Below are 25,240 nucleotides of genomic sequence, written 5' to 3' on the forward strand. Positions count from 1 at the left end.
GACGGTGCGCTCATGGAGGAGAACGCGAAGAACATGGCAGACAGCACGCTCGCCGTCGTGATCCTGGCGGCAGGCCAGGGCACCCGCATGAAGTCCCGCGCCCCCGGCCCCGCCTCGGGCGCGGGCGGCCGTCGCTCGGGCGGACGACGGCGGCCCGGGACGTCCCCGCCTCCCGGCCCGTCCGCCTCCCGGCGTCCCCCGAGCCGCCCAGCCGCCACAATGGACGGGTGAGTGCGAATGACGAGGTCGACGGGATCGTCGACGCCTGGGTCCGGGAGCGGCCCGATCTCGACTTCACGCCGCTCCAGGTCTTCTCGCGGATGCGCCGGCTGGCCAAGCAGCTCGAGCGCGCGCGCGGCAGCGCCTTCGGCCGGTCGGAGCTCGCGACGTGGGAGTTCGACGTGCTCTCGGCCCTGCGGCGCGCGGGTGCGCCCTACCGGATGAGCCCCAAGCAGCTCCTCCAGGCGACCATGGTCACCAGCGGCACCATGACCAACCGCATCGACCGGCTGGTCGAGCGCGACCTGGTCGAGCGCCTCGACGACCCGAACGACGGGCGCGGCGTGCTGGTGCAGATGACGCCGTCGGGGCTCGCCCGGGTCGACGCGGCGATCACCCGCCTGGTCGACGCGGAGCAGGAGTTGCTCGGCGCGCTTACCCACGCCCAGCAGGAGCGGCTGGCGCAGCTCCTCCGGAAGCTCTCCCTCGACTTCGGCTGAGCCGGTCGGCCCGGGCCCGGGGCCGCGTCCCGCCCACGCGGTACGGGACAGCTGCGGGAGCGGCGGAGGAGACCGGCGTCAGCCCTCGAGCTGCTCCGAGAGCTCCAGCCAGCGCAGCTCGAGCTCTGCCGCCTCGTCCTCGTAGGCGCGGAGCGAGGCGTTCAGCGCCAGGATCCCGTCGTAGTCGTCCTGGTCGTGCGTCGCCATCTTCTCGTGCACGGTCTTCGTCAGCTGCGTGAGCTTGTGCAGGCGCCGGTCGATCGCCGACACCTCCTTCTCGGCGGTGCGGCGCTCGGCCCCCGCGAGCCCGCTCGACGCCGGCGCGGCGGAGGAGGAGCCCGACGAGGCCCCCGCGGGCGCGCCCTTCTCGAGCGCGCGGCGCAGGTCGAGGTACTGCTCGACTCCGCCGGGCAGGTGGCGGAACGCGCCGTCCATCACGGCGTACTGCTGGTCGGTGACGCGCTCGAGCAGGTACCGGTCGTGCGAGACGACGAGCAGGGTGCCCGGCCAGGAGTCGAGCAGGTCCTCGATCGCGGCGAGCATGTCGGTGTCGAGGTCGTTGGTCGGCTCGTCGAGGATCAGCACGTTGGGCTCGCTGAGCAGGATGAGCAGGAGCTGGAGCCTCCGGCGCTGACCGCCCGAGAGGTCCTTCACCGGCGTCGAGAGCTGCGCGCTCGAGAAGCCGAGGCGCTCGAGCAGCTGGCCCGGAGTCATCTCCTTGCCGCCGATGGAGTAGCTGGTGCGCTGCTCCGCGATGATCTCGCGGACGGGCCGGTGCTGGACACCGGTCAGCTCGCGCAGCTGCTGGTCGAGGATCGCGACGCGCACGGTGGTGCCGCGCTTCACCCGGCCGCTCGTCGGCTCCACGCTGCCCGCGACCAGGCCGAGGAGGGTCGACTTGCCGGCGCCGTTCACGCCGAGGATGCCGGTGCGCTCGCCGGGCGCGATCCGCCACTCGATGCGGTTGAGGACGGTCCGCTCGCCGTAGCGGACCGTGACGTCCAGCAGGTCGACGACGTCCTTGCCCAGGCGGGAGACGGCGAGCTGCGAGAGCGAGACCGAGTCGCGCACCGGGGGCTCGTCCTCGATCAGCTGGTTCGCGGCGTCGATCCGGAATTTGGGCTTGGCCGTGCGGGCGGGGGCGCCGCGGCGGAGCCAGGCGAGCTCCTTCTTCATCAGGTTCTGGCGCTTGGCCTCCATGGTCGAGGCCATCCGGTCGCGCTCGACGCGCTGCAGGATGTACGCCGCGTACCCGCCCTCGAACGGCTCGACGAGGCGGTCGTGCACCTCCCAGGTGGCGGTGCAGATCTCGTCGAGGAACCACCGGTCGTGGGTGACGACCGCGAGCCCGCCCGATGACGCCGCCCAGCGCCGCTTGAGGTGCTCGGCCAGCCAGGCGATGCCCTCGACGTCGAGGTGGTTGGTGGGCTCGTCGAGGAAGACGACGTCCCAGTCGCCGACGAGCAGCTTCGCGAGGGCGACCCGGCGCCGCTGGCCGCCCGAGAGGGAGCCGACCACTCCGTCCCAGGGGACCTCGCGCAGCAGGCCCGCGATCACGTCTCGGGTGCGCGCGTCGCCCGCCCACTCGTGCTCCTGGAGCCCGCCGACGACGGCCTGGGCGACGGTGAGGTCCTCATCGACCGTGTCGGCCTGGTCGAGCATCCCGAGCGTGACGCCGCGGCGGTGCGTGACGCGGCCGCTGTCCGGCTCGATGCGCTGCGCGAGCAGGCGCAGGAGGGTCGACTTGCCGTCGCCGTTGCGTCCGACGATCCCGATGCGGTCGCCCTCCTCGATCCCCAGGGAGACGTCGTCGAAGATCACGCGTGTGGGGTACTCGAGTCGCAGCGCCTCGGCGCCCAGCAGATGTGCCATAGGGATCCAGCCTAGGCGGTGCCGCCTGAGCGGTCCGCCGCGGGTCGATCACAGTGCGGCCGGGTCGCGGCCCCCGGACCTCAGCCCGCGGGTGCCGGCTCCGAGACGGACACCGAGCGGCGGTGCAGTCCCGTGGCACCGTCGGGAGCGGGCGGGCGCTCGACCGTGGTCTGCACCGTGCCGTCCGCGTCGGTGGCGCGCACGGTCACGACGTGGTCGCCGACCGTCGCGTCCCACTCGAGGACCCACTGGATCCACGTGTCCGCGGTGACCTGCTCGGCGAGGCGCGCCTCCTGCCAGGCGCCGCCGTCGATCTGCACCTCCACCTTCGCGATGCCGGTGTGCGGCGCCCAGGCGACTCCCGCCACGGCGACCGTCCCCGCCTCGACGGGCTGGCCCTGGCGCGGCACGTCGATCCGCGACTCGATCTTGATCGGACCGCGCTCGGTCCAGCCGCGCGTCGACCAGTACGCCAGGTCCTCCGCGAAGGTCGTGACCTTCAGCTCGACGACCCACTTCGTCGCCGAGACGTAGCCGTACAGGCCGGGGACGACCATCCGGACGGGGAAGCCGTGCTCGACCGGGAGCGGCTCGCCGTTCATCCCGACGGCGAGCAGGCTCGCGCGGTCCTCGTCCTGCAGCACGTCGAGCGGGCTGGAGGCGGTGAAGCCGTCGATGCTCCGCGAGAGCACCATGTCGGCGCCGGCGGTCGGCCGGGCCCGGGCCAGCAGCTCGCGGATCGGGTAGCCCAGCCAGAGGGCGGTGCCGATCAGGTCGCCGCCGACCTCGTTGGACACGCAGGACAGGGTGACCAGGTGCTCCTCGAGCGGCAGCGCGAGCAGCTCGTCCCAGGTGATCTCGATCTCCTCCTCCACCATGCCGGTGATCTTCAGCGACCAGTCGGCGGGCTCGACCGACGGCACCGAGAGCGCGGTGTCGATCCGGTAGAACGAGGCGTTGGGAGTGACGTAGGAGCTGATGCCGTCGATGTCGTCGAGCACGGCGCCGGCCGGGACGGGCGCGGCGGCCGAGGCGGGAGCCGGCAGGGACACGGCCTCGCGCACGGCGGTGACGGCTGCGGAGGCGGACGTGAGGAAGCGGGCGCCGATGCCGGCGGCGACCGCGGCGACTCCGGCGATCCCGACCAGGCGGAGGAACGACCTGCGGTCCGGGGAGTCGCTCTCGCGCTCCTCCTGCCAGCCGCGGAGGCGGACGGAGGCCGAGCGGAGCACCGCGGCACCGGCCACCATGCCCACGACGCTCGGCGCCGCGTCGATCCCGGACGCGCCCTCGCGGCTGACGGCGGCGAGCGCACCGGCGCCCGCGACGACGGCCAGCAGCAGCACGCCGAACGGCGGGCGGCGGTACTCGAGGACTCCCGCGCCGACGGCCAGCAGCGCGATCGCGAGGCCGATCGAGACCAGCAGCACGAGCTTGTCGCCGGTGCCGAAGAGCGCGATGACCGTGTCCTTCACGCCCGGGGGCACGATGTCGATGACGAAGCCGCCGACCGCGACCAGCGGACTGCCGCCCGCTCCGGTGAAGACCGCGACGACCTCGGCGGCCGCGAGGGCGACGACGGCGGCCACGATCCCGGAGAGGATCGCGAAGAGGGTGGCTCGGCGGGACATGAGCGGCACTCTAAGCCACGAGGTCGGAACTTCTCTGCGGACCGTCTGTGGAGGGCACCGGGCGCGGGGCTCGCGGGCCCCGCTCCGGAGGCACCGCCTCCGCGACTAGGTCGAGAGCAGGCGAGCCCCGTGGACCGGGCCGGACACCCGCACGGCGCTCAGCCGCGCGGAGCTCAGCTCGCGCTGCAGGTCCGCCGCCGCATCGGCGTCCGGAGCGAGGAACGCGACGGTCGGGCCGGACCCCGAGACGAGGCCGCCGAGCGCCCCGCGGCCCTCGCCGAGCTCGAGGATGCGGGCGAGCCCGGGCTGCAGGTGCAGCGCCGGCGCCTGGAGGTCGTTGTGCATCGCGTCGGCGAGCATGGCGGCGTCGCCGGCGCGGAGGGCCTGCAGCACGTTGGGATCGATGGCGGGGGTCGCCGAGATCGGGCGGAAGTCGTGCAGGTGGCGCTCGCGGTGCCGGTCGAGCTCGCTGTAGACCTCGGGGGTCGACAGGCCCTCCTCCGAGAGGACCAGCACCCACTCGAAGCGGCCCTTGGCGAGCGCCGGGCTCAGCTCGTCGCCTCGGCCGACCCCGATCGCGGTGCCGCCGGTGAAGGAGAAGGGGACGTCGGCGCCGAGGCTCGCGGCGATGCCGAGCAGCTGCTCCCTCGTGCAGGCCGTGCCCCAGAGCGCGTCGCAGGCGAGCAGGGTCGCGGCCGCGTCGGCCGAGCCGCCGCCCATGCCGCCGGCGATGGGGACGTTCTTCTCGATCTCGAGGTGCACGCCGCCGCGGTAGCCGGTCGCCCGGGCGAGCGCCCGAGCCGCCTTGATCGCGAGGTTGGAGCCGTCGACGGCCAGGCGGGAGGTGTCGATCGAGCCCGAGAAGGAGACCGAGAAGTCGGCCGCCTCCTCCGCGAACACGTCCTCGTAGAGGGAGAGCGACTGGAACGCGGTGGCCAGCTCGTGGTACCCGTCGTCGCGCACGGCGCCGACCTTGAGGAACACGTTGATCTTGCCGGGCGCCCGCGCGTGGACCCGGTTCGACGTCGCGCGGTGGGCCATGCATCCACGCTACAGGGTGGCGGAGGCGCCCTCGTCCGCACCCGGGGCGGGCTCCCCGTCGCCGTCCGCGTCGTCCCCGTCGGTCTCCGCCAGCGACCCGTCGGGCACCGCCGCGCCGCGCACGGGGACCCGCGCCGGATCGAGCTCGCGGCCCAGGCGGACGAAGGCGGCGACGTCCAGCTCCTCGCCGCGCGCGGTCTGCGGGACGCCGGCCCGCTCGAGCGCGACGATCGCCGCGGCGCTGTCGCCGAAGAGGGTCGCGAGCGACTGGCGGAGCATCTTCCTCCGCTGCGCGAACGCCGCGTCGACGACCGCGAAGACGGCGCGGCGCAGGGTCTCGTCGCCCGGCTCCTCGCCGCGGTCGAACGCGACGAGCACGCTGTCGACGTTCGGCACCGGCCAGAAGATCTGACGCGAGACCGCGCCGCCCGTCGTCCAGGAGCCGAACCACGCCGCCTTGACGCTCGGGCCGCCGTAGACCTTGGAGCCGGGACCGGCGGCGAGCCGGTGCCCGACCTCGGACTGCACCATCACCACTCCGGACCGGATGCTGGCGAAGTGCTCGAGGAAGTGCAGGAGCACCGGCACCGAGATGTTGTACGGGAGGTTGGCGACGAGCCGGACCGGATCCCCCGGCAGGTCGAGCACCTTCATCGCGTCGGCGTGCACGACCGCGAGATCGGCGCCCGGCGCCATCAGCTCGACGGTGCGCGGCAGCTGCTCGGCGAGGCGCCCGTCGATCTCGACGGCCACGACCTGCGCGCCCGCCTCGAGCAGGCCGAGGGTCAGCGATCCGAGGCCGGGGCCGATCTCGACGACGGTCTCCCCCGGGCGCACCCGAGCGAGCTTGACGATGCGGCGGACCGTGTTGGCGTCGTGCACGAAGTTCTGGCCGAGCTTCTTGGTCGGCGTGACGTCGAGGAGGCCGGCGAGGTCGCGGATCTCGGCCGGGCCCAGCAGGCGCGGGATCGCGGCGGCCGTCGGCTCGGCGGCGTGGCGGCCGCTCATGCGAGGGGTCCGACCGGCTCCGTCGGCTCGGAGCCGACCTCGCCGCCCCACTCGCCGTACACGGCCTCCGTGTTCGAGGCGATCGTCGCGGCCAGGTGGCCGACGTCGGTCTCGAGGGTCGCGGCCATCGAGCGCAGGGTGTGCGGGAGGAGGTAGGGCGCGTTCGGGCGGCCGCGGAAGGGCGACGGAGTGAGGTACGGCGCGTCGGTCTCGACCAGGATGAGGTGCCGAGGAGTCGCGACGAGCGCCTCCCGCAGCGGCTCGGCGTTCTTGAACGTCACGGTGCCGGCGAAGGAGAGGTACCAGCCCTCGCCCGTGCACATCCGCGCCATCTCCGCGTCCCCGGAGAAGCAGTGGAAGACGGTGCGCTCGGGGGCGCCGACGCGGCGCAGGGTCTCGATGACCTCGCGGTGCGCGTCGCGGTCGTGGATCTGCAGCGCGAGGTCGTGCTCCTTCGCGATGCGGATGTGCTCCTCGAAGGAGCGGAACTGCGCGGCGCGGCCGCTCTCGCCGGTGCGGAAGAAGTCGAGCCCGGTCTCGCCGATGGCGCGCACCCGCGGCTGCTCCGCCAGCTCGGCGATCACGGCGAGGGCGGCGTCGAGCTCGCCGCGCTGCTCCAGCTCGGGCGCCTCGTTGGGGTGGATCGCGACGGCGGCCAGCATGCGCGGCTCGCTCGCCGCCTGCTCGGCCGACCAGCGGCTCGTCTCGACGTCCGTGCCGACCTGGACGACGCCGCGGACCCCGACGGTGGAGGCCCGGTCGAGCTGCTCGCGGTGGTCGAGCGGCTCGAGGCCGTCGGCGATCTCGAGGTGCGTGTGGTTGTCGTAGACGGGGACGACGAGCGCCTCGGGCAGCGGCGGGTACGTCAGGTCGCGGCCGGACGAGGCCTCGCGGGAGCGGACGTGCTGGCTGTCGGTCATGCGCTCCAGGCTACCGGGAGGGCTCGCGGGGGCCGGAGTCCCGGGTGGACGAGGGCCGAGAGGCGGCCGCTGAGGCGCCCTGAGCGGATCGGGTCAGCACCCGATCGGATCGGGACAGCCCGCCTCCCGCGCCGCCGGGAGGCTGGAGCCATGACAGACACCGAGCTCCTCGCCCACTCCGCACCCGGCTCCCTCGCCGGGCGCCACGCCCTCGTCACCGGATCCTCGAGCGGGATCGGCGCGGCCATCGCCCGCCGCCTCGCCGGGGCCGGCGCTCACGTCCTCGTGCACGGACGCGACCCCGAGCGGGTCGGGTCCGTCGTCCGCGGCATCCGCGCCGACGGGGGCACCGCCTCCGCGCTCGTCGCCGACCTCGCGGGCACGCCGGAGGAGACCCGCGCCGTCGCCGAGCGGGCGCTGACCCTCCTCGACGGGCGGATCGACGTCCTCGTCAACAACGCCGGAGTGTTCCCGGTGGGGCCGACCGCCGACCTCAGCGACGCCGATGTCGAGTCCCTCCTCACCACGAACATCCGCGTGCCGCACCAGCTCGTCGCGGCGATCGCCCCGGCCATGGCCGAGCGCGGGAGCGGAGTGGTCGTCAACATCACCTCGTGGATGGGACGGGTGGGAACGCCCGGGACCGCGCTCTACCCCGCGACCAAGGCGGCGCTGGAGCACCTCACGCGGGCGTGGGCGGCCGAGTACGGCCCGAGCGGCGTGCGCGTGGTCGCCGTCGCGCCCGGCGCGACTCTCACGCCCGGCAACGAGCACGCCGCGGCGATCCTGGAGCAGATGACCGCGTCCGCCCCCGCCGGCCGGCCCGGACGTCCGGACGAGATCGCCCTGGCCGTGCGCTGGCTCGTCTCGGACGAGGCCTCGTACGTCCACGGCACGACGCTCGACGTCGACGGAGGCATCGTCGGCGCCCGCGTCTGACGCCGCGGTACGCGCCGCTCGGAGTCCCCGCGACAGCGCCCGCCGCTCAGTGGATCTGGACGAGCGGCCCGGGGTGGAGCGCAGCGTCGGCCGCGGGGGTCGTCTCGTAGGCGCGGCGGTAGTCGCGCCCGAAGTGCGACGCGCTCGCGTAGCCGACCGCGGCCGCGGCCTGCGCGGCGGTGTCGCCCCGGACCAGGAGCAGTCTCCTGGCCTCCCCCAGGCGGAGCCGCCGCAGGTAGCTCAACGGCGACATCCCGGTCAGCTCGCGGAAGCGGCGGGTGAGCGTGGGCACGCTGGTGCCCGCCTCCGCGGCGAGCGCGCCGAGGGTCCAGCCGCGCGAGAGCGACGCGCTCATCGCCTCGACCGCACGGGAGACGGCCTCCGAGCGGACGGTGCTGGACGCGGCCAGCAGCCGGAGCGCCTGGTCCGTCTGCAGCAGCCGCAGCACGAGCTCGCGCGTGATCGCGGGGGCCAGCACCGGGATGTCGGCGGGGGCGTCGAGCAGACGGAAGAGTCGGCGCAGCGAGTCCGCCATCTCCTCCGTGACCGTGCCGATCCGCGGGGCGGGAGCCCGCGGGGCCGTCCGGGGGGCGAGCGCCGCGATCTCGGCCACCACGAGCGGGTCGAGACGCCAGTTGGCCGACAGGAAGTCGCCGCGGTCGCCGGTCTCCACGACGGCCGCCACCACCGGCAGATCGACGGGGGTGATCAGGAAGCGGCCGGCGCCCCACCGCTCGTCGGAGTCGCCGACCACCGAGCGCTTCCGGCCGGCCAGCACCAGGCTGAGGGTCGGCGGGAACCGGGTGTAGACGAGCTCGGTCGGAGCGGTCACCCGGTGCAGGCGCAGGGCGAGCGCGGCGGCGCGCTCCGGGTGCCCGACGTGGCGCCGGGTGAGCTCGGCCGCCTGCTCGAGAGCGTCGAGGACCTCGCGCGTCATCAGCGCCCCGCCGTCCCCGGAGCGGAGGACCGCTCGCACCCGGCCCCTCGCGTGCGGATCACGGTCATCGGGCACTCTCCTGCGGATCCTCCGTCGGCGGCTCCAGGCCGCGCGGCTGCTCCGTCCACGGGTCGAGGCGCGGCCGTCAGGACGCGGGAGCCTCGATGCGCGGGAAGAGCGCGGCGAGCGTCCCGACGGTCGTGCCGACGGGGAGGACCCCCCACCGGCCCGCCTCGCGGATCGGCTGCGCGGTGAGGGCGCCGAGCGACTCCGTCACGCCGAGCGCCTCCCAGAGGGACGCCGTCGCGCGCGGCACGACCGGCGAGAGCAGCACGGCCAGGGCGCGGAGCCCCTCCGTCGCGGTGTAGAGCACCGTGCCGAGGCGCTCGCGCTCCTCGCGCTTGGCGAGTGCCCACGGCTCCTGCTCGGTGATGTAGCCGTTGAGCTCCTCGACGATGCTCCACACGGCGGTGATCGCATCGTGGATCGCGAGCGCGTCGATCGACCGGTCGGCCGACGCGGCGGCCTCGGCGACGATGCGCTGCACGCGCTCCTCCGCCTCGGTCGGCTCGCCCGGCGCAGGCACGACGCCGTCGTAGTAGCGGTGCAGCATCGCGACGACCCGCGAGGCGAGGTTGCCGAAGCCGTTCGCGAGCTCGGACTGGTAGCGCGCCGACAGGTCCTCCCACGAGAACGAGCCGTCCTGGCCGAAGGTGATGGCCCGGAGGAAGTAGTAGCGGAAGGCGTCGGAGCCGAAGGTGTCGGTGATCTGCTCGGGCGCGATGCCGGTGAGCTTCGACTTCGACATCTTCTCGCCGCCGACCAGCAGCCAGCCGTGGCCGAACACCTGCCGGGGGACCTCGAGGCCCGCGGCCATGAGCATGGCGGGCCAGATCACCGCGTGGAACCGCAGGATGTCCTTGCCGACGATGTGGGTCGCCGGCCAGCGGCGCTCGAACTCCGCCTCGTCCTGGCCGTAGCCGACCGCGGTGATGTAGTTGAGCAGCGCGTCGAACCAGACGTAGACCACGTGGGAGTCGTCCCACGGGACCTTCACGCCCCAGTCGAAGCTGGAGCGGGAGATCGACAGGTCGGCCAGGCCCTGGCGGACGAAGCTCACGACCTCGTTGCGCGCCGACTCGGGCTGGACGAAGTCGGGACGCTCCTCGTAGAGCGCGAGCAGCCGCTCGGTGTACTCGCTCATCTTGAAGAAGTAGTTCTTCTCCTTCAGCAGCTCGACCGGCTTCGAGTGGATCTTGCAGACGTACTGGCCGGCGTAGTCGCCGGTGCCCTCCTCGAGGTCGGACAGCTGCTTGTACTCCTCGCAGCCCACGCAGTAGTAGCCCTCGTACTCGCCGGTGTAGATCGCGTCCTCGTCGTACAGCTTCTGCAGGAACTTCTGGACGTTGACCTCGTGCCGCGCGTCCGTGGTGCGGATGAAGTCGTCGTTGGCGATGTCGATGGTCTCGAGCAGCGGCTGCCAGGCGGTCCTCACGAGGCGGTCGGCCCACTCCTGGGGGGTCGTGCCGTTGGCGGTGGCGGTGCGGAGGATCTTCTGGCCGTGCTCGTCGGTGCCGGTCAGCAGCCAGGTGTCGTCGCCCGCCTGGCGGTGCCAGCGGGTGAGCACGTCGGCGGCGACCTCGGTGTACGCGTGCCCGATGTGCGGGACGTCGTTCACGTAGAAGATCGGGGTCGTGAGGTAGAAGGAGGCGCCGTCGGACATGGCGACCATCCTATTCACCGCGCGGCACCGCTCCCGGCGTGTGACGGAGGCCGTGGACGACCGGCCGCGGGCGCCGTCTGGGAGGGAGCTCTCAGCCGCGGCGGGAGGCGAGCGCCGCCTCGTAGAGAGCGCGGCGCGAGAGCCCCGTGATCTCGGCGACCTCGGCCGACGCCTCCTTGAGCCGCGATCCGGCCTCGACGCGGGCCAGCACGTCGGCCAGCGCGTCCTCGAGCGACGCCTCCCTCGCGGGGGCTCCCTCGACGACCAGGCAGATCTCGCCGCGCAGGCCGTCGGCCGCCCACTCGGCCAGCTCGGCCGCCGTGCCGCGCCGGACCTCCTCGAACATCTTGGTGAGCTCGCGGCAGACGACGACGCGCCGCTCCGGGCCCATCGCCTCGACCAGGTCGGCGAGCGCGTCGCCGATCCGGTGCGGGGACTCGAAGAAGACCATGGTGCGGCGCTCGTCGACGAGCGCCCGGAAGGTCGAGACCCGCTCGCCGTGCCGGCGGGGCAGGAACCCCTCGAAGCTGAAGCGATTCGTCGGGAGCCCGGACACGGCGAGCGCCATGAGCACCGCCGAGGGACCGGGCAGCGCGGTGACCGCGACTCCCGCCGCCACCGCCGCCTCGACCAGGTGGTAGCCCGGGTCCGAGACCGTGGGCATGCCCGCGTCGCTCAGCACGAGCAGGTCCTCCTCGCGGGCCAGCTCCACCAGCTCGGCGGCGCGCTCGCGCTCGTTGTGGTCGTGCAGGGCGTAGAGGGCGGGCCGGTTCTCGACACCCAGGGCGCGCATCAGCTGGATGGTCACGCGCGTGTCCTCGGCGGCGACGTGGCGGGCGGAGCCCAGCGCCTCCACGAGCCGGCGGGAGGCGTCGCCGAGGTTTCCGATGGGAGTGCCGGCGAGGATGATCATGCCGCCAGTCTCCCAGGCCGGGTCCGGGGCCTCCCGCCGCGGATCGCCGCCGTCCCGGGAGGAGGCGCCCCGTTAGCATGGCCGGGTGACGGACCGACCGCAGCGCGACTTCGACGACCTGCTCCTGGACGCGGCGGGATCGGCGCGCTCGGTCCCGGTGGAGCCCGCCGAGGCGTCCGCACCGCGGGAGCGCACCCCGCTCCCGGACGTGCCGCGCGGCTCCTGGTTCGACGACCTGCACGCCCGGCTCGCCGCCTCCCCCGCGCGCCGCCGGCTGTACGAGCTCGGACTGCCGCTGCTGGTGGTCGCCCTGGCCGCGGTGCTGCGGCTGTGGAACCTCGGCCACCCGCGCTCGCTCGTGTTCGACGAGACCTTCTACGTGAAGGACGCCTGGACCCTCTGGAACCTCGGGTTCGAGGGCGCCTGGCCCGAGAACCCGGACCCCGGCTTCGCGGCCGGCGACGTGGACACCTTCACGGGGGCGCCGTCCTTCGTGGTGCATCCGCCGCTGGGCAAGTGGATCATCGGGCTCGGGATGGGCGTGTTCGGCGCGGACGACAGCGTCGGCTGGCGCGTCGCGACCGCCGTCGTGGGGATCCTCGCCGTCGCGCTGGTGATCGTGATCGGCCGCCTCCTGTTCCGCTCCACCCTCCTCTCCTCCTTCGCGGGGCTGATGCTCGCGCTCGACGGCCACGCGATCGTGATGTCGCGGGTGTCGCTCCTGGACGGGATCCTGATGTTCGTCGCGCTCTGCGGGGTCGCGGGGGTGCTGCTGGACCGGCGCTGGGCCGAGCTGCAGCTGGCGCGGAAGGTGGCGGCGGGAGCGCTGCCGAGCTGGGGGCCGGTCCTGTGGTGGCGGCCCTGGCTGCTCGCGGCCGGCGTGCTCTTCGGCCTGGCCGCGGGCGTGAAGTGGACGGGCGTCTACTTCCTCGCGGCATTCGGCGTGTACGCGGTGGTCGTCGACGCGCTGATGCGGCGCCGCGCGGGCGTGCCGTTCTGGGGCAGCGGCGCGATCCTCAAGCAGGGTCCGGTCACCTTCCTCCTGGTCGTGCCGATCGCCCTGATCGCCTACCTCGTCACCTGGACGGGCTGGCTGCGCACCTCCGGCGGATGGGCCCGGCAGTGGGCGTCGGAGGCCCCCGGCAACGCCTGGACCGGGGCTCTGGCGTGGGTGCCGGACTGGGCGCAGAGCCTCTGGCACTACCACGTGCAGATGTACGACTACTCGATCAACCTGCGGGCCTCGCACCCCTACGAGGCGAACCCGCTCACCTGGCTGCTCATGCTCCGACCGACCAGCATGTACTTCGTCGACCAGGCGACGGGCGTCGACGGCTGCACCGCCGCACGCTGCGACGAGGCGATCACCTCGGTCGCCAATCCGCTCATCTGGTACGCCGGAGTCCTGGCGCTGGTGTACCTCCTCTACCGGCTCGCGCGGTACCGGGAGTGGCGCGCCGGCTTCGTGCTGATGGGGATCGTGGCGGGCTACCTGCCGTGGCTGCTCTACCTCGACCGAACGGTGTTCCAGTTCTACTGCGTCGTCTTCGAGCCCTACATGATGCTGGCGCTGGCGCTGACGGCCGGGATCGTGATCGGGAGTCCGGGCGACGAGCGGAGGCGGCGCACCCGGGGCGTCCTCGTGGTGCTCGTCTTCGCGGTGGCGGCGGCGGCGCTGACGGCCTACTTCCTGCCGCTCTGGATCGGCGCGCAGACGTCCTTCGCCTTCTGGCAGGCCCACATGTGGCTGCCCTCGTGGGTCTGATCCGGCGGCTGGGCCCGGGAGTCGCGGCCTGCGCGGTCGCGGCGGTGATCGCGGCCCTGCTGCACGCGACGGTGCCGGCAGTGCCGATGCTGACCGCGGCGGTCGCGCTCGGGATCCTCGTGGCGCAGCTGCCCGCGGCGCGCCCCCTGCTGAGCGGGGCGCTGGCGCCGGGCCTGAAGTTCTCGTCCCGCTCGCTGATGCGCGCCGGCATCGTCCTGCTCGGGCTGAAGCTCTCGCTGATCGACATCGCTGCGCTGGGCTGGGGCGCGATCCTGGTCGTGGTCGGGATCGTCCTGGCCACCTTCGGCCTGACCTGGGCGCTGGGCTGGGCGCTCCGGCTGCCCGGGCAGGAGCCGCTGCTGCTCGCGGCGGGCTTCTCGATCTGCGGGGCCTCGGCGATCGGCGCGATGGCCGGAGCGACCCGGGCGAAGGAGCAGGAGCAGGCGACGCCGGTCGCGCTGGTGACGCTCTGCGGCACGCTCGCGATCGCGGTGCTCCCCGCCCTGCAGCAGCCGCTCGGGCTCTCCGACGTGCAGTTCGGGCACTGGGTCGGCGCCTCGGTCCACGACGTGGGCCAGGTGGTGGCGACGGCCCAGGTGGCCGGTGCGTCGGCGCTGGCCGTGGCGGTCGTGGTGAAGCTCACCCGAGTGGTCATGCTGGCGCCGATGGTCGCGGTGGCGGCGGCGGTCACGAGGCGCCGAGGCGGGACCGGCGGGACGCGCCCGGCGATCGTGCCGCTGTTCGTGGTCGGGTTCCTCGCCGCGGTGCTGCTGCGCACGCTCCTCCCCCTGCCGGAGGGACTGCTCGCCGCCGCCGACACCGCGCAGACCTGGCTCCTCGCCGCGGCCCTCTTCGCGCTCGGCAGCGCCGTCCGGGTGCGCGCGCTCGTGACGACGGGGTGGCGTGCTCTCCTCGTCGCCCTGGTGTCGTGGGCGGCGATCGCGGCGATGGGACTGGCCGCGGTGCAGCTGGCGCTCTGATCGGCGCTCCGATCCGCTCGACCGCTCTGTCGCGCACGGTCGCTCTGCACTGCGGGGCCGCTCTGTTACGCGATGCGTCGCTCCAGCGCGGCGGTGTCGGCGGCTCCCGCTAGCGTCGATCGCATGGCAGATCGTGAGTACGGCTTCAAGACGCGTGCGATCCACGCGGGCAACATCCCCGACGCGGTGACGGGCGCCCGCGCTCTGCCGATCTACCAGACCAGCGCCTTCGTCTTCGACGACACCTCCGACGCCGCGGCCCGCTTCGCGCTGCAGAAGTACGGCAACGTCTACTCGCGCCTGTCGAACCCCACGGTCGCCTCCTTCGAGGAGCGCGTCGCGAGCCTCGAGGGCGGCCTCGGCGCCGTCGCCACGGCCTCCGGGCTCTCGGCGCAGTTCATCACCTTCGCGGCGCTCGTCGGCGCGGGCGACCACGTGGTGTCCTCCGCCAACCTCTACGGCGGATCGATCACCCAGCTCGACGTCACGCTCCGCCGCTTCGGAGTGGACACCACCTTCGTCCGCTCGAGCGATCCGGCCGACTACGCGGCGGCGATCACCGAGAAGACCAAGGTGCTCTACGCCGAGACGATCGCGAACCCCTCCGGCGAGATCGCCGACATCGAGGGCCTCGCCGCGGTCGCGCACGCCGCCGGCATCCCGCTGATCATCGACTCCACGGTCGCCACGCCCTACCTCGTCCGCCCGATCGAGTGGGGCGCCGACATCGTCATCCACTCGGCCACCAAGTTCCTCGGAGGGCACGGCACCACGCTCGGCGGCGTCGTCGTCGAGTCGGGGCGCTTCCACTACTCCCCCGAGAAGTTCCCGCTGCTGCACGACCCGGTCGCCTCCTACGGAGACCTGTCGTGGGACGGCAACTTCGGGGAGTACGGCTTCCTCACGCGCCTGCGCGCGGAGCAGCTGCGCGACATCGGGCCGGTCCTCGCTCCGCACTCCGCGTTCCTGCTCGCCCAGGGCGTCGAGACGCTGCCGTACCGGATCCAGGCGCACGTCGACAACGCACGCCGCGTCGCCGAGTGGCTCGACGCCGACCCCCGCATCGAGGCGGTCTACTGGGCCGGGCTGCCCGCGCACCCGCACCACGACCGCGCGCAGAAGTACCTGCCGAAGGGACCGGGCTCGGTCTTCAGCTTCGTGGTCAAGGGCGGCCGCGCCGTCGGCCAGATCTTCATCGAATCGGTCGACCTCGCCAGCCACCTCGCCAACATCGGCGACGCCAAGACGCTGGTGATCCACCCCGCCTCGACCACCCACGCCCAGCTCACCGAGGACCAGCTCCTCCACGCGGGCGTCCTCCCCGGACTCGTCCGCCTCTCCGTCGGCATCGAGGACGCGGACGACATCATCTACGATCTCGACCAGGCGCTCGCCCGCGCGGTCGAGGAGCACGGCACCCCCGACGCTCCGACCGAGCTCCCCGAGGACACGACCACCACCCTGCACACCCCGGCCGTGGAGGTCTGAGCATGAGCACCACCGACACCGCCGACACGGTCGTCCAGCTGTCCAACGGGCTGAGCTGCTCGGTCCCGGCGAACTCGCCGCTGGCGAAGATGCTGCGCTCGCAGCGCACCTGGGTGGGCCCCGACGCCCGCAGGCGACTCGACATCCTCCGCCGCGCGAGGACCGTGGCGATCGTCGGCGCCTCGCCGAACCCGGCCCGCTCCTCCTACTTCGTCGCCACCTACCTGCAGCAGTCGAGCGACTACGAGCTCTACTTCGTGAACCCGAACGCCACCGAGATCCTGGGGCAGCCGGTCTACCGCAGTCTCGCCGAGCTCCCGGTCGTGCCCGACATCGTCGACGTGTTCCGCAAGGCGAGCGACATCCCCGCCGTGATCGACGACGTCCTCGCCGTCGGCGCGCCCACGGTCTGGGTGCAGCTGGGGATCTGGAACCAGGAGGCGGCCGAGTACGGCGAGTCGAAGGGCCTGACCGTCGTGATGGACCGCTGCATCAAGGTCGAGCACGCCCGCTTCCACGGCGGCCTGCACCTGCTCGGCTTCGACACCGGCCAGATCTCGGCGCGCAAGACGCTGCGCTGACCCGCCGCAGACCCTCGTCGACGCCGGATCTCCGTGGCTCCTCGACGCGGGCGCGGCTCGGGCGGCGCACTCCGCCGGCCCCGGCGTAGTCTCGGTGGATGAGCGCCTACGTCTCCGTCCTCGACCTGTTCAGCGTGGGGATCGGCCCGTCCAGCTCGCACACCGTCGGGCCGATGCGCGCCGCCCTCGCCCTCGCCGAGCGGATCCGCGACGCCGGGCTCCTCGGCCGTGTGAGCCGGGTGGGCTGCACCCTCTACGGCTCGCTCGGCTCCACCGGGATCGGCCACGGCACCCCCGACGCGGTGGTCGCCGGTCTCGCCGGCCTCGACCCCGAGACGTGCGACCCGGCGCTGGTGCGCGGGGCCTGGCAGCGCCTCGACGCGGAGGGGACGATCCTCCTGGCCGGCGAGCAGCGCCTCGCGATGACGCGCGACGACGTCGTCTTCGAGCCGCGCACGAGGCTGCCGGAGCACCCGAACGCCCTCACCTTCAGCGTCTGGGTCGGAGACGACCCGCTGCCGGTGTGGGAGGAGACCTACTACTCGATCGGCGGCGGCTTCATCCGGCGCGCGGGCGAGCGCGCCGAGCTGGCTGCGCTGGCCCCGCACCCCTACCCCTTCGTCTCCGGGCTCGACCTGCTGGCGACCTGCGATCGGACCCGCTCCGGCATCGCCGAGATCGCCGCCGCGAACGAGCGCGCTCTGCACCCCGGGGTCGACATCGACGCCCGCCTCGACGCGATCTGGGACGCCATGGCCGCCTGCGTCGAGCACGGCCTGGCGACCGACGGCGTGCTGCCGGGCGGCCTGGGCGTCCGCCGCCGGGCCTCGGTGCTCCGCGAGCGGCTCGAGGCCTTCGAGGAGGATCCGCTCGACCGCGCCCGCGCGACCTCGGTGGAGTGGCTCCACGCCTTCGCCCTCGCGGTGAACGAGGAGAACGCCGCAGGCGGGCGCGTCGTGACGGCTCCGACGAACGGAGCGGCGGGCATCATCCCCGCCGTCGGGCACTACTACCTCCGCTTCGTCCCGGGCGCCGACCGCGCGGGGCTGCGCCGCTTCCTCCTCACCGCCACCGCGATCGGCTCGCTCTGCAAGACGAAAGCCTCGATCTCCGGTGCGGAGGCGGGCTGCCAGGGCGAGGTCGGCTCGGCCTGCGCGATGGCCGCCGGAGCGCTCTGCGCGGTGCTCGGCGGCAGTCCGCGCCAGGTCGAGAACGCGGCCGAGATCGCGATGGAGCACCACCTCGGACTGACCTGCGACCCGGTCGGCGGGCTCGTGCAGATCCCCTGCATCGAGCGGAACGCGATCGCCTCCTCCACCGCCGTGAGCGCGGCCCGCCTCGCGCTGCACGGCGACGGCGACCACCGCGTCTCGCTCGACGCGGTCATCGAGACGATGCGCCAGACCGGCATCGACATGTCGTCGAAGTACAAGGAGACGAGCGAGGGCGGCCTCGCGGTCAACGTCATCGAGTGCTGAGCGCCCGGCGGCGTCCGTGACCGTGCGTGACGCACGGGGGCGCGCCTGTCGGCGGTCGCGCCTACCGTGGGGCGGGTGAGCACCTCCTCCGCCCCGTACCTCGCCCGGCCGATCGTCTCGACCCAGTGGCTCGCCGACCAGCTCGGCCGCGAGCACCTCGTCGTCGTCGACGCCAGCGTGCTGCTCGTGCCCGGCTTCGACGGGCGGCCCGGCTACCTCAGCGGCGACGAGCAGTACCTCCTCGAGGGGCATGTCCCCGGCGCCGTGTTCGGCGACCTGCTCGAGCAGCTGTCGGATCCGGCGGCTCCCCTGCCCTTCACCCGGCTCGACCCGGAGCGCTTCGCCGCCGCGACCGCCGCGCTCGGCATCGACGACGACTCGGTGGTCGTCGTGTACGACTCCGCGGTCGGCCAGTGGGCCTCGCGCCTGTGGTGGCTGCTGCGCTCGGCCGGGCACGACGCCGTCGCGGTGCTCGACGGCGGGCTCCCGGCCTGGCGGCGGGAGGAGCGCCCGATCGAGACGGGGCATGTCGAGCCCGCCGTGAGCGGTGGCATCAGCGTGCGCGAGGAGCGGCCGCTCTGGATCGACAAGGCCGGCGTCGAGAGCGTCGTGCGCGGCGAGGCTCCCGGGGCGCTGGTCTGCGCGGTCCCGCCGAAGGAGTTCACCGGGGAGGAGGGGCGCCGACCCCGCCTCGGACACCTGCCGGGCTCGCGGAGCGTCCCCGCCGGGAGGCTCGTCGACCGCGCCGACAACACGCTCCTGCCGCCGGAGCGGCTGCGGTCGCTGTTCGGAGACGCTCTCCAGGCCGAGCGGATCGTCCTCTACTGCGGGGGCGGGATCGCCGCGACGGCCGATGCACTCGCACTGGCGGTGCTCGGAGTCCACACGGCGGTCGTCTACGACGGCTCGCTCAACGAGTGGGCCGCCGACCCCGCGGCGCCACTGGTGGTCACGGCCGCGTGAGCAGCTCCTCCGGGAGGCGGGTCGTCGGAAGGGCGCAGACGAAGGCCTCGCAGGAGTAGGCGGTCGGCAGCCCCTCCCGCGAGATCCGCCCCTCGAACAGCTCGAAGCCCGCGTCCGCCCAGTCCCGGGCGCCCTCGTCGGACACGCCGACCAGCACGCCGATCCCGGCGGACCGCGCGCCCTGCACCGCCTCCGCCGCGCCGGGGCCCACGACGACCAGCTGCCGCACCGGGCGAGCCAGCCGCGAAGCGAGCCCGAGCACGGCGCCGAAGCCCATCGGCCGGCGGACCGCGCCCGGAGCGATCGAGGCGACGACCGCCTCGGCCGCCTCCCGGTAGCGCTGCGATCCGGTGAGCAGGTACAGCTCGTGCGCCGCGTCCGCCGTCGCCGACAGGCCGGAGGGGTAGGCGCCCTCGGAGGCATCGGCCGCGAGCAGGAGTCCCCGCGCGGTCAGCGCCGGGTCCCCTCCCCCGGGCAGCGCGAACGGCAGCGGGCCATCGGCCGCGTCGAGCGCGCCGTCGATCAGGGTGCGCGCCGCGACCGCGTAGCGCGGGCGGCCCTCCGCCAGGGCGAGCTCGAGGAGCCCGCCGGCCAGCATCCCGAGGTCCTCCAGCGCCGGGCGGGCCGCGGAGACGGCACCGTCGAGGGAGGCGCGCACCGCGACGCGGCCGTCGACGAGGTGCCGCTGCAGCACCGCGTCCGCCGCGCGCCGGGCGGCGTCGATCCACTCCTCCCGTCCGAGCACGCGTCCGGCGCGGGCGAGCGCGCGGATCGCCAGGCCGTTCCAGCCGGTGACGACCTTCTCGTCGAGAGCGGGTGGCGCGAGGCGGGACCGGTCCTCGGCGAGGTAGTAGCCGCCCTCCGAGCGCTGACCGTCGACGATGCTCTCCGAGTCCTGCGCCGACGCGAAGCCGCCGCCCGGCCGCTCGAGAGTGATCAGGAGGAACGCGGCGACGCCCTCCGCGATCCCGGTCAGCTCCTCCACCCGGGCGCCGTCGTGCCCGAGCAGGACGGCCGCGACGTCCAGCAGCTGCGCGTTGTCGTACAGCATCCGCTCGTAGTGCGGATCGCTCCAGTCGGCCTGCGTCGCGTAGCGGAAGAAGCCCCCGTCGCGGTCGCGGAGAGGGGACGCGGCCAGCGCGAGCAGCGTGCGCTCGGCGAGCGCCGCTCCCGAGGGCCGCGAGGCCAGGAACCCGAGCACGGGGGCCACCGGGAACTTCGGGGCGCCGCCGAAGCCGCCGTGCACCCGGTCCTCCTCGTCCGCGAGTGCGCGGACGGCGCCGTCGAGCTCGGCGTCGCCGGGCAGTGCGGCATCGGCGGGCAGCGCCGCGGTCGCCTCGCGCAGGGCCGCGGCGAGGCCGCCCGCCGTCGCCTGCACCTCGTCGCGCCGCAGCCGCCACGCCTCCGAGACCGCGTCGAGGACGTCGGAGAAGGCGGGCACGCCGCCGACGGCGCGCGGCGGGAAGTAGGTGCCGGCGAAGAAGGTCTCGCCGGCGGGGGTGGCGAAGGCCGTCAGCGGCCAGCCGAGCTGCCGGGTGAACGCGCTCGCGGCCGTCAGGTAGGCCGTGTCGACGTCCGGGTGCTCCTCGCGGTCGACCTTCACCGCGACGAAGTCCGCGTTCAGCCGCGCGGCGAGCACCGGATCCGAGAACGACTCCCGCGCCATCACGTGGCACCAGTGGCAGGTGGAGTAGCCGATGGACACCATCACCGGGACGTCGCGGCGCACCGCCTCGGCGAACGCCTCCTCGCCCCAGGGGAACCAGTCGACCGGATTGTCCGCGTGCGAGCGGAGGTAGGGGCTGACACTGGAGCGCAGACGATCGGCCATGCGCTCCACGCTAGACGCGGGCGGAGCCTGCGGTGAGGGGGTTGCCGCGGGACGGAGGGTCAGGAGGTCCGCGGGGCGCCGACGTCCGCGGATCTCCCCCGCCGCCCGGCCGCCCGGCCGCTCAGCGCTCGAAGAACCAGCCCGACGGCCGCTCCGTGCCGCGCACGACCGTGCCGCTTCCGCCGCTCCCGCCGCGACGGCCCACCGCCAGGTAGGCGAGGCTGCCGATGAACGGCGCGATCACGATGAACGCCACCCAGGAGACCTTCGCGACCTTCGAGAGCCTCGGGTTCGACAGCACGCCCCGGATCGCGAAGAGCAGCAGCACGATGTTCAGCACGACCAGCAGGGACTGCGGATTCATCGGGGTGCTCCACGGGATCGTGCGCCGCAGTCGACCGGCGCCGGAGCGCCCGACCGGGCAGGGTGGCCCGCGATGTTTCACGAGACAGGGCATTGTCGCACGCGGCGTAGGATGGAGGGCTCATGTCAGACGTGCTCAGCATCCGCTACCCGCCCGAACTCCCCGTGTCGGCGCGGCGCGACGACATCGCCGCCGCGATCCGCGACCACCAGGTGGTCATCGTCGCCGGCGCGACCGGATCGGGCAAGACGACCCAGCTGCCGAAGATCTGCCTGGAGCTCGGCCGCGAGAGCATCGCGCACACGCAGCCCCGGCGCATCGCCGCGCGCACCATCGCCGAGCGCATCGCGGAGGAGCTCGACGACGAGGTCGGCGGGCTGGTCGGCTACCAGGTCCGGTTCACCGACAAGGCGTCCGCCTCGACGCGGATCAAGCTGATGACCGACGGCATCCTGCTCAACGAGATGAACCACGACCGGATGCTCAGCCGGTACGACACGATCATCATCGACGAGGCGCACGAGCGCAGCCTCAACATCGACTTCCTCCTGGGCTACCTGCACCGCCTGCTGCCGCAGCGCCCCGACCTGAAGGTGATCATCACCTCGGCGACGATCGACCCGCAGAGCTTCGCGGCCCACTTCGCCGACGCCGCCGGCGAGCCCGCGCCGATCATCGAGGTCTCCGGCCGCACCTACCCGGTCGAGATCCGCTACCGCCCGCTGGTCGCCGAGGAGCCGGAGGAGGACGACGACACCGACGTCCCCGACGCGACGAGCGGCAGCCGCGACCTGATGACCGGCATCGCCGACGCCCTGGCCGAGCTGGCGCGCGAGGATCCGGGCGACGTCCTGGTGTTCCTCTCGGGCGAGAACGAGATCCGCGACGCCGAGGACGCCATCCGGGGCCGGAATCTGCCGGGCACCGAGGTGCTCCCCCTCTACGGGCGCCTGTCGGCGGCCGATCAGCACCGCGTCTTCGAGAAGGGGCGCACCCCCGGCGTCCGCCGTCGTGTCGTGCTCGCGACCAACGTGGCGGAGACGAGTCTCACCGTCCCCGGGATCCGCTACGTGATCGACGGCGGCACGGCCCGCATCTCGCGCTACAGCGCGCGCTCGAAGGTGCAGCGGCTGCCGATCGAGGCGGTGTCGCAGGCCTCCGCGAACCAGCGCTCCGGCCGCTCGGGCCGCACCAGCGCGGGCATCGCGATCCGCCTCTACTCCGAGGAGGACTACCTCCGCCGCCCCGAGTACACCGATCCCGAGATCCTGCGCACGGGCCTGGCCGCGGTCATCCTGCAGATGATCTCGCTCGGACTGGGCGACATCGCCTCGTTCCCGTTCCTCACTCCGCCCGACTCCCGCGGCATCAAGGACGGCCTCGACCTGCTCACGGAGCTCGGCGCCCTCCGCGTCCCCGGCTCCCCCTCCGCTGCTCCACGAGACGCCGCTCCGGTACGCGGCACGCCGCCGAGCGCGCACTCGAGCGGCGTCCCGCGCAAGGGGGCGGAGGCCGCGCCGCAGCTCACGCGCATCGGGCGCGACCTCGCGCGGCTCCCCATCGATCCGCGCTTCGGCCGGATGGTGATCGAGTCGCGCCGCCACGGCGTCAGCCGCGAGGTGATGGCGATCGTCGCGGGCCTCACGATCCAGGACGTCCGCGAGCGCCCTCTCGAGCGCCGCGCGCAGGCCGACCAGCAGCACGCGCGCTTCGTCGATCCCACCAGCGACTTCCTCACCCTGCTGAACCTCTGGAACTACGTGGAGGAGAAGCAGGAGGAGCTCTCCTCGAGCGCCTTCCGGCGCCTGTGCAAGGCCGAGTACCTCAACTACCTGCGCGTGCGCGAGTGGCAGGACGTGTTCCGCCAGCTGCGCCAGCTCGCGCGCCCCCTCAAGCTCGAGCTTGGCGAGCCGAAGGTCGACCCCGACGGGATCCACCGGAGCCTCCTGGCCGGCCTGCTCTCGCACCTGGGCATCAAGGACACCACCTCGCAGCAGGCGCAGCGCGCGGCGAAGAGCCGCGAGCGCCAGAACGTGCAGTACATCGGCGCCCGCAACGCGAAGTTCTCGATCTTCCCCGGCAGCGCCCTGGCCAAGAAGCTCCCCGACGCGGTGATGAGCGCCGAGCTGGTCGAGACCAGCCGCCTCTTCGCCCGCTCGAACGCCGCGATCGATCCGGCCTGGGCCGAGGCGATCGCGGGCGACCTCGTGAAGCGGCAGTTCAGCGAGCCGCACTGGGAGAAGTCGCAGGGCGCGGCCGTCGCCTACGAGAAGGTCACGCTCTACGGCGTGCCGATCATCGCCCGCCGCCGCGTCCAGTTCTCGCGGATCGACGCCTCGTACGCCCGCGAGCTGTTCATCCGGCACGCCCTCGTCGAGGGCGAGTGGGAGTCGCGCCACGCCTTCGACCGCAAGAACCGGGCCCTGCGGGCCGAGCTCGAGCGGCTGGAGGAGCGCACGCGCCGCCGCGACCTGCTCGTCGATGACGAGGCCGTGTTCGACTTCTACGACCGCCGGCTCCCCCGCGACATCACCTCGGTGCGCTCGTTCGACTCCTGGTGGCGGACGACCCAGCATGACGAGCCCGATCTGCTGACGATGACGCAGGAGACGCTCCTCCCCGAGGACGCGGAGCAGATCGACGAGACCGCGTTCCCCACGCAGTGGCGCCAGGCCGACCAGCGCTTCCGCCTCTCGTACCGGTTCGAGCCGGGGACGGAGGAGGACGGAGTGACGGTGCACGTGCCGCTCGCGCTCCTGCCCCGCGTGACGCCCCTCGGCTTCGACTGGCTGGTGCCGGGACTCCGGGCCGAGCTGGTCACCGCGATGATCAAGGCGCTGCCCAAGCACCTGCGCCGGAACGTGGTGCCCGCGAACGACTGGGCGCGCAAGCTCACCGCGTTCCTGCCGCACGACGTGCCGAACCCGCCGACGGAGTCGTTCGCGGCGACCCTGGCCGGAGCGATCCGCCGCGAGGCCGGCGTGGTGGTGCAGCCCGAGGACTTCGACCTCGAGCGCATCCCCTCGCACCTGCGGGTCACCTTCGCCGTCGCCGACGAGCGGGGGCGCACGGTCGCCGCCGGCAAGGAGCTCGCCCCGCTGGCCGAGCGCCTGCGCGGCCGGGTCCGCGACGAGGTCGCCCGCGTGGTCGAGGCCCGGGTCCCCGACGCGCTCGAGCGCCGGGGCCTGAGGACCTGGGACATGCCGGAGCTGCCCCGCGTCACCGACACCCGGCAGGGCGGGAACACCATCCGCGCCTACCCCGCCCTGATCGACGACGGCGACTCGGTCTCGATCCGCCTGCTCGCCACGGCCGAGGACCAGGCGCGCGAGCACCCGAGAGGCGTGCGCCGCCTCCTCCTGCTCGCGACGCCGAGCCCCGTCGCCTACGTGCAGCAGCACCTCACCTCGAACGAGAAGCTCGTGCTCGCGCAGAGCCCGTACCAGAACACGACCGCGCTCTTCACCGACTGCCTGCTCGCCTGCGTCGACGCGGTCCTCTGGCGGATGAAGCCCGACGGGATGCTCTTCCTCCGCGCCGAGTTCGACGCCGTGCGCGACCGGGTCTCGGCGAGCGTCATGGACGCGATGTTCGAGACCGTGAAGACGGTCACGACGATCCTCACCACCGCCCGGGGCGTCGAGAAGGCGCTCAAGGCCTCGACGAGCATGGCGCTCCTGCCCGCCCTCACGGATGCGCGGGAGCAGCTCTCCGGCCTGGTCTACCCGGGCTTCGTCTCGGCGACCGGAGTGGAGCGGCTGCGGCACCTCCCGCGCTACCTCGGCGGGATCACCGAGCGCTTCGGCAAGATCGCCGAGAACGTCGGGCGCGACCGCGTCTGGCTGAACGAGGTGCAGGCGGCCCAGGAGCTCTACCGCTCGGCAGGCGGCGTCGTGCCGCTGCCCGCGCACGCCCCGGAGCGGATCGCGCGCGCCCGCTGGATGATCGAGGAGCTGCGGGTGAGCTTCTTCGCGCAGTCGCTCGGCACCGCCGAGAGCGTGTCGCTGCAGCGGATCCGCAAGGTGCTGGCCGGCTGACGCGCCCCTCCGCCGAGGGAACCGCGACCCGTCGAGGGACCCTCGGGCAG

19 protein-coding genes are annotated in these 25,240 nt (G+C 73.6%); 9 read left to right on the top strand and 10 right to left on the bottom strand.

The genetic code is table 11. The annotated features are described in order from the left end of the window. Positions 1–227 precede the first annotated feature (227 nt). A complete protein-coding gene (locus C5C95_RS08255) occupies positions 228–719 on the top strand; it encodes a MarR family winged helix-turn-helix transcriptional regulator (protein WP_104324202.1) in 492 nt (163 codons plus the stop codon). 78 nt (positions 720–797) lie between these two features. On the opposite strand, the gene C5C95_RS08260 is transcribed toward C5C95_RS08255, so the two are convergent. The 5 genes from C5C95_RS08260 to C5C95_RS08280 all read right to left on the bottom strand — a co-directional run bounded on the left by C5C95_RS08260 (position 798) and on the right by C5C95_RS08280 (position 7,191). Continuing rightward, positions 798–2,591 carry an ABC-F family ATP-binding cassette domain-containing protein gene (locus C5C95_RS08260; RefSeq protein WP_104324203.1) on the bottom strand — a complete coding sequence of 598 codons (1,794 nt, stop codon included), beginning with the start codon at positions 2,589–2,591 and terminating at the stop codon, positions 798–800. An 80-nt stretch (positions 2,592–2,671) separates the two neighbouring features. After that, a complete protein-coding gene (locus tag C5C95_RS08265) occupies positions 2,672–4,222 on the bottom strand; it encodes a molybdopterin-dependent oxidoreductase (protein ID WP_104283863.1) in 1,551 nt (516 codons plus the stop codon). A 105-nt stretch (positions 4,223–4,327) separates the two neighbouring features. Beyond that, on the bottom strand, positions 4,328–5,263 hold the full coding sequence (locus C5C95_RS08270) for a 4-(cytidine 5'-diphospho)-2-C-methyl-D-erythritol kinase (protein WP_104222334.1): 936 nt from the start codon (positions 5,261–5,263) through the stop codon (positions 4,328–4,330). A gap of 9 nt (positions 5,264–5,272) precedes the next feature. Further along, complete coding sequence (gene rsmA / locus C5C95_RS08275) at positions 5,273–6,271, bottom strand: 16S rRNA (adenine(1518)-N(6)/adenine(1519)-N(6))-dimethyltransferase RsmA (RefSeq protein ID WP_181125613.1); 999 nt, start codon at positions 6,269–6,271, stop codon at positions 5,273–5,275. After that, positions 6,268–7,191 carry a TatD family hydrolase gene (locus C5C95_RS08280; RefSeq protein WP_104324204.1) on the bottom strand — a complete coding sequence of 308 codons (924 nt, stop codon included), beginning with the start codon at positions 7,189–7,191 and terminating at the stop codon, positions 6,268–6,270. Before C5C95_RS08280 ends, rsmA begins: the two co-directional genes overlap by 4 nt. A gap of 150 nt (positions 7,192–7,341) precedes the next feature. Here C5C95_RS08280 and C5C95_RS08285 point away from each other — a divergent pair, with 150 nt between their 5' ends. Next, positions 7,342–8,130 (top strand): SDR family NAD(P)-dependent oxidoreductase, encoded by a 789-nt coding sequence (locus tag C5C95_RS08285; RefSeq protein WP_104222330.1) that lies wholly within the window; start codon positions 7,342–7,344, stop codon positions 8,128–8,130. Between the two features lie 46 nt (positions 8,131–8,176). Here the strand turns inward: C5C95_RS08285 and C5C95_RS08290 are convergent, their stop codons facing one another. The 3 genes from C5C95_RS08290 to rsmI all read right to left on the bottom strand — a co-directional run bounded on the left by C5C95_RS08290 (position 8,177) and on the right by rsmI (position 11,703). After that, positions 8,177–9,142, bottom strand: a complete 966-nt coding sequence (locus C5C95_RS08290) for an AraC family transcriptional regulator (RefSeq protein ID WP_258059876.1) — start codon at positions 9,140–9,142, stop codon at positions 8,177–8,179. A 70-nt stretch (positions 9,143–9,212) separates the two neighbouring features. After that, complete coding sequence (gene metG, locus C5C95_RS08295; RefSeq protein ID WP_104226924.1) at positions 9,213–10,790, bottom strand: methionine--tRNA ligase; 1,578 nt, start codon at positions 10,788–10,790, stop codon at positions 9,213–9,215. A gap of 91 nt (positions 10,791–10,881) precedes the next feature. Next, positions 10,882–11,703: a 16S rRNA (cytidine(1402)-2'-O)-methyltransferase gene (gene rsmI / locus C5C95_RS08300; RefSeq protein ID WP_104324205.1), complete on the bottom strand. Its 822-nt coding sequence runs from the start codon at positions 11,701–11,703 to the stop codon at positions 10,882–10,884. An 85-nt stretch (positions 11,704–11,788) separates the two neighbouring features. Between rsmI and C5C95_RS08305 the strand changes: the two genes are divergently transcribed. The 6 genes from C5C95_RS08305 to C5C95_RS08330 all read left to right on the top strand — a co-directional run bounded on the left by C5C95_RS08305 (position 11,789) and on the right by C5C95_RS08330 (position 18,958). Continuing rightward, positions 11,789–13,468 carry a dolichyl-phosphate-mannose--protein mannosyltransferase gene (locus C5C95_RS08305; protein ID WP_258072641.1) on the top strand — a complete coding sequence of 560 codons (1,680 nt, stop codon included), beginning with the start codon at positions 11,789–11,791 and terminating at the stop codon, positions 13,466–13,468. Next, complete coding sequence (locus C5C95_RS08310) at positions 13,459–14,448, top strand: YeiH family protein (RefSeq protein WP_258068842.1); 990 nt, start codon at positions 13,459–13,461, stop codon at positions 14,446–14,448. The genes C5C95_RS08305 and C5C95_RS08310 overlap by 10 nt, the downstream gene beginning before the upstream one ends. A gap of 123 nt (positions 14,449–14,571) precedes the next feature. Next, positions 14,572–15,936 carry an O-acetylhomoserine aminocarboxypropyltransferase/cysteine synthase family protein gene (locus C5C95_RS08315; RefSeq protein WP_104324207.1) on the top strand — a complete coding sequence of 455 codons (1,365 nt, stop codon included), beginning with the start codon at positions 14,572–14,574 and terminating at the stop codon, positions 15,934–15,936. Positions 15,937–15,938: 2 nt separating this feature from the next. After that, positions 15,939–16,517, top strand: a complete 579-nt coding sequence (locus C5C95_RS08320; RefSeq protein WP_104233696.1) for a CoA-binding protein — start codon at positions 15,939–15,941, stop codon at positions 16,515–16,517. A gap of 98 nt (positions 16,518–16,615) precedes the next feature. Then, complete coding sequence (locus C5C95_RS08325; RefSeq protein WP_104324208.1) at positions 16,616–17,995, top strand: L-serine ammonia-lyase; 1,380 nt, start codon at positions 16,616–16,618, stop codon at positions 17,993–17,995. Positions 17,996–18,070: 75 nt separating this feature from the next. Further along, positions 18,071–18,958 carry a sulfurtransferase gene (locus tag C5C95_RS08330; RefSeq protein ID WP_146081508.1) on the top strand — a complete coding sequence of 296 codons (888 nt, stop codon included), beginning with the start codon at positions 18,071–18,073 and terminating at the stop codon, positions 18,956–18,958. Here C5C95_RS08330 and C5C95_RS08335 read toward each other — a convergent pair. Both C5C95_RS08335 and C5C95_RS08340 read right to left on the bottom strand, forming a co-directional pair. After that, the gene (locus C5C95_RS08335; RefSeq protein ID WP_104324209.1) at positions 18,945–20,789 is read right to left on the bottom strand and encodes a thioredoxin domain-containing protein; all 1,845 of its coding nucleotides are present in this window, start codon (positions 20,787–20,789) and stop codon (positions 18,945–18,947) included. The two genes, C5C95_RS08330 and C5C95_RS08335, sit on opposite strands and share 14 nt — an antisense overlap. Positions 20,790–20,910: 121 nt before the next feature. After that, positions 20,911–21,153 carry a PLDc N-terminal domain-containing protein gene (locus C5C95_RS08340; protein ID WP_159939582.1) on the bottom strand — a complete coding sequence of 81 codons (243 nt, stop codon included), beginning with the start codon at positions 21,151–21,153 and terminating at the stop codon, positions 20,911–20,913. A gap of 122 nt (positions 21,154–21,275) precedes the next feature. Here C5C95_RS08340 and hrpA point away from each other — a divergent pair, with 122 nt between their 5' ends. After that, positions 21,276–25,190 (top strand): ATP-dependent RNA helicase HrpA, encoded by a 3,915-nt coding sequence (hrpA, locus tag C5C95_RS08345; protein WP_104324211.1) that lies wholly within the window; start codon positions 21,276–21,278, stop codon positions 25,188–25,190. Positions 25,191–25,240 lie beyond the last annotated feature (50 nt).

The organism is Rathayibacter sp. AY1B7, assembly GCF_002932735.1.
In the GTDB taxonomy this organism is placed as follows: domain Bacteria; phylum Actinomycetota; class Actinomycetes; order Actinomycetales; family Microbacteriaceae; genus Rathayibacter.

Coding starts and splice junctions, on each gene's coding strand:
- C5C95_RS08260 (WP_104324203.1), bottom strand. CDS start 2,591: ATGGCACATCTGCTGGGCGCCGAGGCGCTGCGACTCGAGTACCCCACA.
- C5C95_RS08315 (WP_104324207.1), top strand. CDS start 14,572: ATGGCAGATCGTGAGTACGGCTTCAAGACGCGTGCGATCCACGCGGGC.
- metG (WP_104226924.1), bottom strand. CDS start 10,790: ATGTCCGACGGCGCCTCCTTCTACCTCACGACCCCGATCTTCTACGTG.
- C5C95_RS08270 (WP_104222334.1), bottom strand. CDS start 5,263: ATGGCCCACCGCGCGACGTCGAACCGGGTCCACGCGCGGGCGCCCGGC.
- hrpA (WP_104324211.1), top strand. CDS start 21,276: ATGTCAGACGTGCTCAGCATCCGCTACCCGCCCGAACTCCCCGTGTCG.
- C5C95_RS08285 (WP_104222330.1), top strand. CDS start 7,342: ATGACAGACACCGAGCTCCTCGCCCACTCCGCACCCGGCTCCCTCGCC.
- C5C95_RS08280 (WP_104324204.1), bottom strand. CDS start 7,191: ATGACCGACAGCCAGCACGTCCGCTCCCGCGAGGCCTCGTCCGGCCGC.
- C5C95_RS08335 (WP_104324209.1), bottom strand. CDS start 20,789: ATGGCCGATCGTCTGCGCTCCAGTGTCAGCCCCTACCTCCGCTCGCAC.
- C5C95_RS08265 (WP_104283863.1), bottom strand. CDS start 4,222: ATGTCCCGCCGAGCCACCCTCTTCGCGATCCTCTCCGGGATCGTGGCC.
- C5C95_RS08340 (WP_159939582.1), bottom strand. CDS start 21,153: ATGAATCCGCAGTCCCTGCTGGTCGTGCTGAACATCGTGCTGCTGCTC.
- C5C95_RS08325 (WP_104324208.1), top strand. CDS start 16,616: ATGAGCGCCTACGTCTCCGTCCTCGACCTGTTCAGCGTGGGGATCGGC.
- C5C95_RS08320 (WP_104233696.1), top strand. CDS start 15,939: ATGAGCACCACCGACACCGCCGACACGGTCGTCCAGCTGTCCAACGGG.
- rsmA (WP_181125613.1), bottom strand. CDS start 6,271: ATGAGCGGCCGCCACGCCGCCGAGCCGACGGCCGCCGCGATCCCGCGC.
- rsmI (WP_104324205.1), bottom strand. CDS start 11,703: ATGATCATCCTCGCCGGCACTCCCATCGGAAACCTCGGCGACGCCTCC.